The sequence below is a fragment of the Pseudomonas sp. MYb185 genome, from assembly GCF_002979975.1.
Taxonomy (GTDB): Bacteria; Pseudomonadota; Gammaproteobacteria; order Pseudomonadales; family Pseudomonadaceae; genus Halopseudomonas.
This window is the reverse complement of the sequence record NZ_PCQD01000004.1, coordinates 195,119-208,116: the sequence shown is the minus strand read 5'-3', so window position 1 is coordinate 208,116 and position 12,998 is coordinate 195,119. Positions and strand designations below refer to the sequence as shown.

Sequence of the window (12,998 nt, the reverse complement as noted above, 5' to 3'; positions counted from 1 at the left end):
GCGATTCAGTCGCGAGTCACCCCTCGCCCCTTGCGGGAGAGGGGCCGGGGGAGAGGGGGAGCAGCCTTCCCGACTCAGCTACGCCGCTTCGGCGGTGCCAGACCATCACCGCCATCCAGCACAACCTGTCCCTTCGGCATCGCGGGCTTGCGTTTGGCCGCTGGTTTGGCAGTCTTGGGCCGCTTGATTTTCTTCTTGTCGTCCTTTTTCTTCTTCGCCCCCACCGGCTTGCCGGAGGCCTTGACCTTCTTCGGTCCCTTGAAGCTGCCGGCCAGTTCCTTGATCACCCGGCGTTCGAACTGCCGACGCAGGTAGCGTTCGATACTCGACATCAGGTTCCATTCGTGCGGCGCCACCAATGAGATGGCAACACCCTCGGCCCCTGCCCGCCCGGTTCTCCCTACACGGTGCAGATAGTCATCGCCGCTGCGCGGCATGTCGAAGTTGATCACCAGATCCAGTTCGCTGATATCCAGGCCGCGGGCTGCCACATCGGTTGCCACCAGCACACCGTTGCCGCCCTGCTTGAAGCGCTCGATGGCCAGCTTGCGCTCCTTCTGGTCCTTCTCGCCATGCAGCACGTACACACGCAGCCCTTCCACCGCACGCAACACGCCATTCAGGCGGTCGGCCATGACGCGGGTGTTGGTAAAGACGATGGCCTTGCCCTGGCACTCGTTGAGCAGCAGCCACTTGACCAGCGCCTCGCGGTGCGCGTTGTCGTCCACCGCGATCACCTGTTGGCGGATGGCCGGCGTATCGTCACGCACGCTGTCCAGTTCCAGCCAGCGTGGTTCGCGCAGCACCTGCTCGATGATGCGCTTGAGGCCGACGTTGCCTGTGGTGGCGGAGAACAGCATGGTCTGGCGCTCGGTCGGGCAGGCCTTGGCGATCGTCAGCACATCCTCGCTGAAGCCCATATCCAGCATACGGTCGGCTTCGTCGATCACCAGCGTCTGCACCTGCGACAGATCCAACCCGCCGGCGCCCAGTTGCTCCAGCGTACGCCCCGGCGTGGCGATGATGATATCGGGGTTCTTGCGCAGCTTGGCGGCCTGGACCTTGAAGTCCTCACCGCCAATGACCAGTTCGGACTTGAGGAAGGTGAAGCGAGCCAGGTCCTGGATATCCTTGTGGATCTGCTGCGCCAGCTCCCGGGTCGGCGACAGGATCATCGCCCGCGGCGCCACCGGCTTGCTGTCGTCAGCCAGCAGCCGCTGCAGGATCGGCAATACATAAGCCGCGGTCTTGCCGCTGCCGGTCTGGGCAATGATGTACAGGTCCTCGCCGGCGATCGCCGGGGGAATCGCCGCAGCCTGGACCGCGGTCGGCTTTTCGAAAGACAGCGCCGCCAGCGCCTTGAGCAGTCGCTCATGCAGGGATAATTCAGTGAACACGGGTTTTCCTTCTGGAAACGGGAAAAGACTAACGATCCGATATGGCGCTAGTGTATCACCGCTTTGCGCGAACCCCGGCACAATGAAGACAGCCACACATCAAACGGTGAACTTGCGTACCGACGCTTCCAACTGCCGCGCATGCTCCGATAATGCGCTGCTGACCTCGGTTACGGCATGGGCAGTCTGCTCCGTAAGCTGCAGGTTCCCCTCGATGCCGCTGACAGCTTGCTGAACCTGTTCGGCGATGAGCACCTGCTCACTGGTTGCCCTGGCGATCTGGCCGCTCAATCGATTGATCACCCCGATATCATCAGCGAAGCCATTGAGCAGTTCACCCAGTTGCTGGAACCGGGATACCGCCCGCTGGCTATATTCCCGGCTATTACCCATGCTGGTGGCTGCCTCATCCGCCGTCACACCCAGCAGTTGGATGGTCTGCTCGATCCTCTGTGCATAATCCTCGGTCTGATCAGATAACAGGCGCACCTCATCAGCAACCACAGCGAACCCGCGACCATGCTCCCCGGCCCGTGCCGCTTCGATGGAGGCGTTCAGTGCCAGCAGATTGGTTTGCCGCGCAACGCCGCGGATAAGTTCGAGGATACTGTGTATATCGTCACTTTGCGCCGTCAGGCTCTCGACATGACGAGCTGCCGCACCAATAGCCTCCTCGAGTTGACTGGAGGTCAGCAGACTCTGTTCGATCAGTTCCTGCCCCTGCCTCGCACGCCCGGCGCTGGAGGTGGAGAACTGCATCGCTTCGTCTGCTTTGTCCGCCACGGCGGTGATCGATTGACTCGAGTCTGCCACAGCAGCCTGTGCCGCCCGCACACCACCCTCCTGTTCCAGCAGAATCGCTTCCAGCCCCTTCGCACGCCGGGATAGCTCAGCGACTTCTTCATGAATATGCGCAGCAGCGCTATCGGTCCTGGAGACCAGATGGTGCAGCGTAGCCATGAACTCATTGAGGCCGATGGCAATCTCGCTACGCGCATCGGCCTTGCGGAACCGGAGATCGATACCCTCCCCGGCCTGGGCCAGATTCCCCATGAAGGCTGCGGCCTCTTCTGTCTGCACCGCTTCGCGCTTCAAGCGCACGGCCAGCCAGCACTGAAAGGCAGACTGGCAAACCACGAACATGGCGTGCAGCGCCACGATACCGAACCCATGATCTTCATGGCTGAACACGAAGACCGGAAACCCCTTGTGCTGCAGCACATGGAAACCCAGATGATGAACGGCAATGGCTACCGCGGCGATGACGATCGGCAACCAGTCACGATAGTAGACCAGGAATGCCAGCAGGACGAAGATGCTGAAATGCATTTCGATCATGCCGTGCGCCTGGTGGATAACCAGCGCCGCATACAGCATGAAGCACAGAGCGATGCTGCAGCGGCTGAGCAGACGCCCCTTGAACAGGTGTACCGCCAGGGAGGCGGCCAGCGCCAGAGGCAGTCCGATTACCAGCGCTTCCCACCAAGTGTCATGCCAGGGAGCCAGCGCCAGACTGAACAGCCACATGAACCATACCGGCACGAGCATCAGCGCATCGGCATGCTGGCGCTGTTGAAACAGGGAATACATATTACAAGGCACCACACAGGGATTATCAAAGCAGGACGTCACATCAGTGACCGTTGACCAAGCGCTTTATAATACCCCAAGCGCTCAGGCGGTATTTTGCCTGAGCGTCTATGGCTTTTGATTCAGAGGCGACCAGCGGGCGCAGCAATCCACAGCACTACCGCGCCCACTGATATATCTCGCTCAGCGCTGGGCTGACATGATGAAACTGTGGGGGTAGAGCTTGGCCAGTGTGCTGGTTTCCATCTGCACCTGGGCCATGGCCTGACGCAGCTCGGGATAGATGCCATAGGAGGCGTTCAGGACGTCCGCATACTGGGGATGGCTTGCGTTTTCATACGCCATGTAGCGTGCCAGATCTTCCACCGTATCGAAGGACATATCGCTGTTCTCGCGGATGAATTCCCAGCCGCCCATGCTCCGCAGAAATACTTCCCTGCCGATCTTTTCACCGGCAATCCCACCCACCAGGGAAAACATCAGGTTATCCGAGTTGGACATGGCCGCCAGACTGCCGAGGGCTGTGCCGACGTTGCCCGCCACGGCAGCCTGCAGTCCCTTTTCCACCCAGGGCGTCACCGTGTTGTCTTCGGTGAAGGGGCTCATGTACTTGCCTTCGGAACCGAAGATCGGCTCCGGCAACACCATCAGCTCACGTTGCGGAACTACGCCATCCAGCACCGTGACGGTATAGCCTGCCTGGTCCTGGGGCATGACCACCGCAACATAGGAGCCATCAGCATCTTCCGGCAGGGTAAAGATCAGGTGTGAATTCAGGCCGTCAGGATCTCTCATCGAGCCCACACCCATATTCAATGCCCCAACGAATGCCAGCGGCTCGGCGTTGCGCCGAAAATCGTTGGCATCTCCATGCAGGTACAGGCTGGTATCGGGACCGCTGGAGCGCACGACCACCGTCACCGTCTGACCAGGCTGGCCCTTGAACTCATAGAAGCTCTGGGGGCGACCCTCGACAGTCTTGCCCATGCCCACTTCAACAATGACCGGAGGCGGCATCATGTCCACTATCTCCTGCGACAACAATACACGTGGAGGGGCTTGATAGCCGAGATAGCCCGCCGTCATATCCGTGGCGCAACCGCCCAGCAACATGGCGCAGGCCGACAATGTCATTATTCTTTTCATGTGCTTCTCCTTGGGGTTCCAGCTTTCGAGCGAGGCGTCAGGCACCCCATTGACTACTCAACGATTGCATCAACTTGAGGGTGAGTTCCCGCGAGACCTGTTCCAGCGTCAGATAGGTGTTCGGCCGCAGGGCGTAACCGCTGGCACTGGCCAGTGCGCCGCCGTGGTGTTGCACCTGATCGCCATTGACGAAGGCGGTACCGATGATCTGACCAGTCTGGACACGCTTGGCCACCGCACGGAAGTCATAGCCGAAATCGGTTGCCGAGCGGGTGACCTTCATCTCGATAAGCACATCGGCATACTTGTCCAGTGCCGAGATTTCATTCAGCGTGGTCGACATGGAGCCATCCAGTCCCGCGGTCTGCGGCGCCTGACGGGCCATCTGTCGGAAGATCACCGCGCGGTCGACGACATTCGCGCCACCATCCAGCAACGCAGCGGTAATCGCCTCCTCGAACTGCCAATGCCAGGATTCGCGCATATCGGGACGCTTACCGGTGTCGCCGATGGCATAGCGCGATTGGCTCTCGACCGTAGCGCTGGCACTGCCCTGGGCACTGACCGGCCCGGTCTGCAGGCTGTTGAAGCTCGCCGACTGGCTGTGTGCTGTGGTCAGTTTGTGATGATCACCCGGCACCCACTCACGCACCTCATCACTGAGTTCGCGATTGAAGTAGATCGCCATGCGCGGCGCTCCACCCTGGCGATAGGCTGTACGAAAGCGCTCGACCGCGGCAATGGCGGCAGCCTGATCGAACAGGCCACCAGGCTCGGCGATATATTCCTGTTCCTCGGCCAGGGCCGGTGCCAGTGCGGAGCCTCCCAGCGGCGGCACGGCGCCAGCGGGTGTCTGCTGTTCCAGCCGGCTACCGAACCAGGGGTCATCGAAGGCGGTATTGTCCTGCGCTGCCTGCACGTCGAGCGCCAACAGCATCGCCAGGGACAGGGCGGCAGGTATATGTGCATCCTTCATCTCAACGCCCCTCCCGAATCTCGATGTAGTAATGAGCTACCTCGCCTGTGCCGGTGGACAGCTCGCGATAGCCGTTGATCGACTGGGGGTCCAGATAGAGCCGCTGCCACTGGGACGGTACGCCCAGGGGGATGCCCATGCTGTCGAAGAACTGGGTGCGGCCCTCGATCTGCAGTGGATGATCGGTGCGGTTGCGGATCACCGCGTAGGCTTCCACGGTACCGGTGGCGGTACGCCTGGCCCCGGAGTTTTCCACCGCCAGCTTGCCCGTCTTGCGGTCCTGCAGGGACTTGTCCAGAATCACCACGGTGTCCAGGTTCAACCGCTGATTGGGGGCGCGCTCGTCAACGATGCGCACCGCCGGACGGGGCCCTTCGTTCCTGTCGATACCGCTACAGCCCACGCTGGCCAGCGATGCCGCAAGTACCAGGGTCAGGGGAAACGTCTTCATCTCTTATATCCTCAAGGCCTGTCCACATCCGTGGCTCGTCGGGCTCGCGCCCACACAACGCCCCTGCCCGCGTTATCCACCTCAACACTGACAGCTTGCGTCAACTCCGGAATCACCGCTCCGTTCGCGTCCAGAAATTCGATCTGCACCTGGCGTGCCGCCGGCATCGGCAGGGTCAGTACGTGCACCTTGTCCGGCAAATTGTTCCAGAACCGATGATCGGCACGGGCCTTGACCTGTGAGGTCGCCAGCGTGGCCACCCCGGCGACCGCAGCCACACCGGCGAACACGCCACCCGCGGCGCCGAACGCCGGCGCGAGCATGGTGGCGTGGGCGGCGACACCGGAGACATCGGCCGACACGTTCTGGGTGGTCTGCTTGAACTGGACCTGGCCTTCCAGGATGCTGTCGATCGGACGCCCTCCTCGACTGGAGGCCTGCCAGAAAATACTTTCGATGGGGTTCAGATCCAGCGTCCTGCCATCCACCCGCAGACGTACCGCTTCCTCACGGAAGCGTTTGCCGGGGCGATACACCAGAATGTTGCCGCCAATGCCATCCTGCAGCTTGCGCGGCGCCTTGCCGGTTTCCACCATCACCAGCAGCCGGTGACTGTCGTCAGGCAGGCCGAAACCGGGGCGGAAGGTCAGCAATTCCTCGAAACGCTCGCTGGCCAGCCCCCGGGCGCCGAGCACATGCGAGGACCAGGCTTCCAGAAACATCAGCAACGCAAAGTCCGCCCGGTGCTGTTCCTCCTCGGCGAAGGCGTCCTGGAGCAAACCACTCTTGAAACTGGCCCGGGCGTTCTCGTAATCACCGGCATACATATCCAGCAGGCCCCGGTAGTAGAAGGCCATGGCCCGCTCGTAGGGTTCGCCCTTGAAGTCCTTCGCCCCTTCGTCGTACCACAGGCTGCGCGCACGGGCGGCCTGCTCGCTGTTGGCATACACCGTAGTGATACCGTTCAGCGCCGCATCGAACAGCTCGCCGGACTCCTCGCGATATCCCAGGTCCAGCGCCAAGGTCGCGGCCTGCAACTGGTTCAGCACCCGGTTGTTGGGTTCATCGCTGGAAATGCGCTGCACCGCCTGGGTCAGGGGTGGCGGCAGCGCAGTCGCGGACACAGCCGCAGGCAGCATCGCCCACAGCAATGCCGTCATCAGGTAATGACGCATGGCAATCTCCGTGTCGCTGACCGCCTAGCGGTAGATGATGTCGTCCTGCGCGGTCTTCTTGAACTCGTACAGCCCGCCCCAGACCACGGTGCCGTATTCCAGGTCGATCATCTCGAAGGAGATCTGCTGGTAACGGGAGGTCAGTGCGCTGCTGCTGTCCACCGCGTCGGCGGAGGTGATGCGTCCCACCAGGCGGAAGTCCGCGCCGGCGGTGCCACGGGTGCTGCGGATGGTGCCAGCGTCGGTGACGCCACTGCGCTTGAGCTCACGCTCGGCCTCGACCATGCCGGAATATTCGCGACCGATGAACACCATGCGCCCCTGGGCAGCGCGTTGCAGCTCGATGCGCAGGCGGTCGGTAATCATGTTCTTGTTGATGCGCGAGGAGCTTTCATTGGTGAAATACTGGGAATCGATGATGACCCGCGGCGCCGGGCTGCGACCGGCCAGCAACTGATTGGCCAGCATGTCGCGCATCATGCGGTCGGTTACCGCCACGATATCCTGCGACTCGATGCCTATGCCCTGCACGATGGAACTGCTGGTGCGTACATCCTCATACACGGTGGCACGCCCCGCCGAGTTGTTCACCCCGGTGGTAGCACAGGCAGACAGCAGCGCCATTGTGGAACAGATTGCCAAACCTCGGATTCCCGTCATGGGTCACCTCTACATGGAACTAAGACCGCCAGCCAGGTGCTGGCTCCATAGGTGAAGAGCAGCGAGCCTCATCGACCCGGGCTATCCCTTACCGTTCGCCTGTGCGGATCGTCAACTGAAGGCGATCCAATATCATTTCCGCAGCTTTATAGCATCATTGCGTCATTACGACATACCCATTTTTGGGGATCGAATGCAAAGAGATGCCGTTCCATCCCGATCAAAGGTTCCGCTTTTTTTGATAGACTGCGCCGTCCTGAATACAAGCCCCAGCATGACCGCCATGCTGATCGCCAGCCCCACCCGACGCCAAACGATGACCACCGAGGCCGCCGCAAAGCACATGAGTATCCTGCCCTGCCCTGTACAGCCCAGCCTTTCGCGCCCCGGCCCGTCGCGCCGCTTCAGCGTGGCGCCGATGATGGATTGGACCGACAGGCACTATCGTTACTTCGCCCGGCTGATCTCCCGGCATACCCTGCTGTACACCGAGATGGTCACCACCGGCGCGGTATTGCATGGGGATCGTTCACGCTTTCTCGGCTATCACCCGCAGGAACAGCCGCTGGCGCTGCAACTGGGCGGCAGCGACGCGCAGGAGCTGGCGCAGTGTGCGCGGCTGGCCGAAGAAGCGGGGTATGCCGAGGTGAACCTGAATGTCGGCTGCCCCAGTGACCGGGTACAGAACAACCTGATCGGCGCCTGCCTGATGGGTCATCCACAACTGGTAGTCGACGGGGTCAAGGCGATGCTCGATGCCTGCAGCGTGCCGGTCACGGTCAAGCACCGGATCGGCATCAATGGACGCGACAGCTATGAACAGCTGGTGGATTTTGTCGGCCAGGTGCATGAGGCCGGTTGCCAGACCTTTATCGTGCATGCGCGGATCGCCATTCTGGAGGGGCTGTCGCCCAAGGAGAACCGGGATATTCCACCGCTGCGCTATGAGGTGGTGCATCAGCTCAAAGCCGATTTCCCACAGCTGGAGATCATCCTCAACGGTGGACTGACCGACCTCGACGCCATGCAGCAGCACATGCAGACGCTGGACGGCGTGATGGTCGGCCGCGAGGCGTATCACAACCCCTATCTGCTGGCCGACGTGGACCGACGCTTTTATGGGGATGATGCACCGGTGCGCAGCCGTATCGAGGTGCTCGGGGCACTGCGACCCTATATTGCGGCGCATCTCGAGCAAGGAGGGGCCATGCATCATGTCACCCGGCATATCCTCGGACTGTTCCAGGGGTTGCCGGGGGCACGGCATTTCCGCCGGCGATTGAGCACCGAGATTCACCGTACCGAACAGCCGCTGGCACTATACGATGACGTAGTCGAGGACATGATTGGGCGTATGCGTGCTTGATGACTGAAGATTTGCGTTAGCCGGCAGTATGGATTGCCGCGCCCTTCGGGCTCGCAATGACGGGTAGTGCAAGAGCCTTACGCGCCCAGGAAGTCCATCACTCCGCTGTCATTGCAAGCCAAGCGCGGAAATCCATCACTCCACTGTCATTGCGAGCGAAGCGCGGCAACCTATTACTCCACTGTCATTACGAGCAAAGCCCGACAATCCATTACTCCACTGTCATTACGAGCGAAGCCTGGCAAGCCATTACTCCGCTGTCATTGCGAGCGAAGCGCGGCAACCTATCACTCCACTGTCATTACGAGCAAAGCCCGGCAATCCATCACTCCACTGTCATTGCGAGCGAAGCCCGGCAATCCATCACTCCACTGTCATTACGAGCGAAACCCGGCAATCCATTACTCCACTGTCATTGCGAGCCCGAAGGGCGCGGCAATCCATGGGGCGCCAGCATTGCCCGCTGCAACAGGCTTGAGGTAAGGTCGAAGGCCTCTCTTCGCAACCGCCTCGGGCCATCATGACAAGCAAACTGGATAGTCTCCGTCAGCACACCTTGATTGTCGCCGATACCGGCGACATCGACGCCATCCGAACCCTGCAACCAGTGGATGCCACCACCAACCCCTCGCTGCTGCTGAAGGCCGCGCAGCAGGCCGACTACGCCCCTTTGCTGGACCGGGCACTGCAGCAGGCCAGCGGCAGTTATGAACTGATCGCCGATGCCTGCGATCATTTCGCTGTGGCCGTGGGCAGCGAGATCGTCAAGCTGGTACCCGGACGCGTCTCCACCGAAGTGGACGCTCGGCTGTCCTTCGACCGTGCCGCCACTCTGGACAAGGCGCGCAAGCTGATCGAACTGTATGAACAGGGCGGTGTGACCCGGGACCGGGTGCTGATCAAGATCGCCGCCACCTGGGAAGGCATCCAGGCCGCAGCCGAGCTGGAGCGCGAAGGCATTCAGTGCAACCTGACGCTGCTGTTTTCCTTTGCCCAGGCCCAGGCCTGCGCCGATGCGGGGGTATTTCTGATCTCACCCTTCGTCGGGCGCATCCATGACTGGTACAAGCAGCGTGACGGGCGTGACTATCAGGGCGCGGATGATCCAGGCGTGCAGTCGGTGGCGCGCATATTCCGCTATTACAAGCAACACCTGTACGCCACGGTGGTGATGGGCGCCAGCTTCCGCAATATCGGTCAGATCGAGGCGCTGTGTGGTTGCGACCGGCTGACCATCAGCCCCGCTCTGCTGCAGCAACTGGCCAGCGAGCCCGGCCCGCTGGCGGCCTCGACGCTGTTGACCAGCCCGTCCGATGATCCGCGTCAGCCCCTGGATGAAATCGCGTTTCGCTGGGCGCACAATGAAGATGCGATGGCCACGGAAAAACTGGCCGAAGGCATTCGCGCCTTTGCCGCCGATCAGCGCAAGCTCGAACAGCTGCTGACGGAACGGGCGGCCTCAGCCGTTTGATTCCAGGGTGCTGACCAGGTCGGTGAAGGCGGTACGGTTATGCTCATTGAGGTCCATCAGGATACGGTGGGCCTCCAGTACCCGGTCCTTCACCTGATCCTCGGACAGCAACTGGCCAGGCAACTCCTGGAGTTCGGCGTCGGTGGGCGTGGACTCAGCCACGATATTGAAAATCTGATCGAACCCCATGCTCTGCAGCAGGCGGTTCAGGTCCTCATGGGTCGATACCAGCGTCGGCAACAGGCCGACCCGTTCCTTGGACAGGATCGACAGCTTGGCCAGCAGGCCCAGGGAGGTGCTGTCGATATTGTCGGTTTCGGTCAGGTCGATGACGATGGACTTGAAACTCAAGGCGCTGAAAATCTTCTCGATATAGGCATCCAGCGCGGCGCACAGCGTCAGGCGCACATCGCCAATGAACTTGAGGACGAAAGTACCTTCGGACTCAGCGAACTGAATCCTGCCTGTTGTCATCATTCCGGTTTCCTGCTCAACAGCAACACTGAGATATCATCCGGCATCACCTTGGCTTGCTCGAGCCCGAGCAGTTGCATGAAGGTCTGCATGTTTGCGCCCGCCTGCTCCACCAGTGCGGGCAACCGGTCTTCCTTTTCCTTCAGGGTAGTCCCTTCAACACAATCAAGCACACCGTCAGAGCATAGCGTCAGCGAAAACGTCGGCGGCAGCGGCAACTGGTGGTTCTCATACTCGGCGTCATCGAACAGCCCCACCGGTCGGCCCTTGCCCTGCAGATACTGCGCCTTGCCATCGGCCACCAGCACCGGTAGCGGCAGATGCCCACCAATGCTGTAGGTCAGCGTCTGCTGCGCCTCGTCGATGACCCCGCCGAGCATAGTCACGTGCTTGCCCAGCTTGCAACTGATCAGACTGCGATTGATGTGACCGAGCACATCGGAAGGCTGGAAGCTGATCGGCCCCTCTTCCTTCTGCTTGCGCTGCTCATACAGCAGACGGGTGGTCATGAACTTCAGCAGCACGGTGACGAAAGCGGAAGAAGCACCATGCCCTGACACATCGGCCAGATAGAAGCCCAACTGAGTGTCGGAGATACGGAAGTAGTCGACAAAGTCGCCGGAGAGATACAGCGACGGAATGATGCGGTGTTCGAAGAAGAACTCACCACTGTCCCAAGGCGTCGGCGGCAGCATGTTGAGCTGCACCTGGCGACCTGCCGCCTGGTCATCGCGCAGTTCGCGCAGATGATTTTCCAGTTCGTGGTTGGCCAGTTCCAGACGCTCGCGGATACGCTGGTTCTCGTTGCGCAGGCGAGCACGATCCAGAGAGCGGCGTACAGCATGCTCCAGTACTTCAAGATCATCCTGGGGACGGATCAGATAATCGCTGGCACCCAGACGCAGGGCTTGTACCACATCGCTCATGACCCCATCGGCGGAGAGCACGATCACCGGCATGTCCGGGCCACGCTCGCCAAGCTGCTCCAGCAACTCGAAGCCGCTCATGTCCGATATCTGCAGATCGCACAACACCAGCTCGGGATGCTGGCTCATTACCAGCGACAGCCCATCTTGAGCACGACTGGCCTGCAGAACCTCGAAACCACACTGTTCAAGGTGAATCGCGATGCTGTGACGAACCTGGTCGTCATCATCAATAACCAGCAAAGTGGTGCCGGGACGCTGCATATATTCCCTACGTCATTGCCGAAAAGCCAGGCTGAGCTTGGCGGCCACAGGGGTTTATTAGAGGTCAGAATCGAGCCTGACCCTTACCAAGGGGCAGACATTACTCCCATCCGCAGGTACAGGCAACCTCCCGACGATCAGTGCGTCGGAAGGCTATGCATGGCGCAACGGCAACAGACCCTAAAACTCGTCCTCTACCTGCCCATCCTTGACCTTGTACTCACGATTCTGTAACCACGCGTTGCGGATGAATCGGTACTTGTCACCGCGGATCAGGCGCTCCTGCGACAGCAGGCCGGCGCGGGTATCGACGATATCCAGGCCCACCGCGGTGTTGCGGGTGCGCACATGATCCGTATCTGCGTAGTTGTAAACGGTGTAGCCTTCCAGGGCGAAGGCGCTGCCATCGCGCACCGTGCTCGGACCGAACAGCGGCAGCATGACATAGGGGCCGCTCTGCACACCCCAGGCGCCCAGGGTCTGGCCAAAGTCCTCGTCGTTGCGCTGCAGGCCCATGCGGGTGGCCACGTCGAACACGCCGACCACCCCCACAGTGGTGTTCATCAGAAAGCGCGCCAGATCGATGCCGGCATCGTGGAATTTGCCCTGCAGGGTATTGTTGATCAGGTTCTTCGGCTCACCGAGGTTGTTGAATACATTGGTGACACCGTCATTCAGAAACTGCGGCATAACCCGATCGTAGCCCTTGGCTACCGGCTTGAGGGCGTAGGTATCCAGGGTATCGTTGAAACGGAATATCACCCGGTTCATCGGCTCCCAGGGATCGGGATCACGATACTCGGCCTCATAGTCATAATCGTCATCGTCTGCCGCCACGGGAGCGATCACCGACAGTGCCAGCGCCCCGGCCAGCAGACTGCAGGTGGTGGCATTCAATAGCTTCATTATTGAGAACTCTCCATTTGGGGACCAGAGCGGCAGATCGAAACGCCGGATGCCGCGCGTAGAGGCCGCCAGTGTAATCCAAAATCCTCTGTCCACTGAGCGATTTTGCGGTGATTGTCAGGGAAGCAGGGGGTTGTCGGCAACCCAGTGATGACTTGACCGAGCAGGGAGACGGCGGCAGGGTTCGGAGTCTATA

The 12,998-nt window shown here is 60.8% G+C and carries 12 protein-coding genes; 2 read left to right on the top strand and 10 right to left on the bottom strand.

Annotated features, from left to right (window positions below; all coding sequences use genetic code 11):
- Positions 1-74 precede the first annotated feature (74 nt).
- The 7 genes from CQ007_RS07870 to CQ007_RS07840 all read right to left on the bottom strand — a co-directional run bounded on the left by CQ007_RS07870 (position 75) and on the right by CQ007_RS07840 (position 7,359).
- Positions 75-1,397: a DEAD/DEAH box helicase gene (locus CQ007_RS07870; protein WP_105644853.1), complete on the bottom strand. Its 1,323-nt coding sequence runs from the start codon at positions 1,395-1,397 to the stop codon at positions 75-77.
- A 99-nt stretch (positions 1,398-1,496) separates the two neighbouring features.
- Positions 1,497-2,156, bottom strand: coding sequence for a methyl-accepting chemotaxis protein (locus CQ007_RS19355; RefSeq protein WP_371919814.1), 660 nt, complete (start codon positions 2,154-2,156; stop codon positions 1,497-1,499).
- A 1,014-nt stretch (positions 2,157-3,170) separates the two neighbouring features.
- Positions 3,171-4,133, bottom strand: a complete 963-nt coding sequence (locus CQ007_RS07860; RefSeq protein ID WP_146114550.1) for a hypothetical protein — start codon at positions 4,131-4,133, stop codon at positions 3,171-3,173.
- A gap of 37 nt (positions 4,134-4,170) precedes the next feature.
- On the bottom strand, positions 4,171-5,109 hold the full coding sequence (locus CQ007_RS07855) for a hypothetical protein (protein WP_105644847.1): 939 nt from the start codon (positions 5,107-5,109) through the stop codon (positions 4,171-4,173).
- 1 nt (position 5,110) lies between these two features.
- Positions 5,111-5,560 carry a hypothetical protein gene (locus CQ007_RS07850; RefSeq protein ID WP_105644845.1) on the bottom strand — a complete coding sequence of 150 codons (450 nt, stop codon included), beginning with the start codon at positions 5,558-5,560 and terminating at the stop codon, positions 5,111-5,113.
- A gap of 11 nt (positions 5,561-5,571) precedes the next feature.
- Positions 5,572-6,735: a hypothetical protein gene (locus CQ007_RS07845; protein ID WP_105644843.1), complete on the bottom strand. Its 1,164-nt coding sequence runs from the start codon at positions 6,733-6,735 to the stop codon at positions 5,572-5,574.
- A 24-nt stretch (positions 6,736-6,759) separates the two neighbouring features.
- Complete coding sequence (locus CQ007_RS07840; RefSeq protein WP_218278849.1) at positions 6,760-7,359, bottom strand: penicillin-binding protein activator LpoB; 600 nt, start codon at positions 7,357-7,359, stop codon at positions 6,760-6,762.
- Positions 7,360-7,738: 379 nt separating this feature from the next.
- Between CQ007_RS07840 and dusA the strand changes: the two genes are divergently transcribed.
- Together dusA and tal are read left to right on the top strand one after the other, a co-directional pair.
- Positions 7,739-8,761: a tRNA dihydrouridine(20/20a) synthase DusA gene (gene dusA / locus CQ007_RS07835; RefSeq protein ID WP_105645258.1), complete on the top strand. Its 1,023-nt coding sequence runs from the start codon at positions 7,739-7,741 to the stop codon at positions 8,759-8,761.
- A gap of 520 nt (positions 8,762-9,281) precedes the next feature.
- Positions 9,282-10,232 (top strand): transaldolase, encoded by a 951-nt coding sequence (tal, locus tag CQ007_RS07830; RefSeq protein ID WP_105644839.1) that lies wholly within the window; start codon positions 9,282-9,284, stop codon positions 10,230-10,232.
- Here the strand turns inward: tal and rssC are convergent.
- The 3 genes from rssC to CQ007_RS07815 form a co-directional block, all read right to left on the bottom strand.
- The gene (gene rssC / locus CQ007_RS07825; RefSeq protein ID WP_105645256.1) at positions 10,221-10,706 is read right to left on the bottom strand and encodes an anti-sigma factor antagonist RssC; all 486 of its coding nucleotides are present in this window, start codon (positions 10,704-10,706) and stop codon (positions 10,221-10,223) included. The genes tal and rssC overlap by 12 nt on opposite strands.
- Entirely contained in the window at positions 10,706-11,896 is a 1,191-nt protein-coding gene (locus tag CQ007_RS07820; protein ID WP_105644837.1) for a PP2C family protein-serine/threonine phosphatase, read from the bottom strand. Before CQ007_RS07820 ends, rssC begins: the two co-directional genes overlap by 1 nt.
- 180 nt (positions 11,897-12,076) lie before the next feature.
- Complete coding sequence (locus tag CQ007_RS07815; protein ID WP_105644835.1) at positions 12,077-12,802, bottom strand: VacJ family lipoprotein; 726 nt, start codon at positions 12,800-12,802, stop codon at positions 12,077-12,079.
- Positions 12,803-12,998 lie beyond the last annotated feature (196 nt).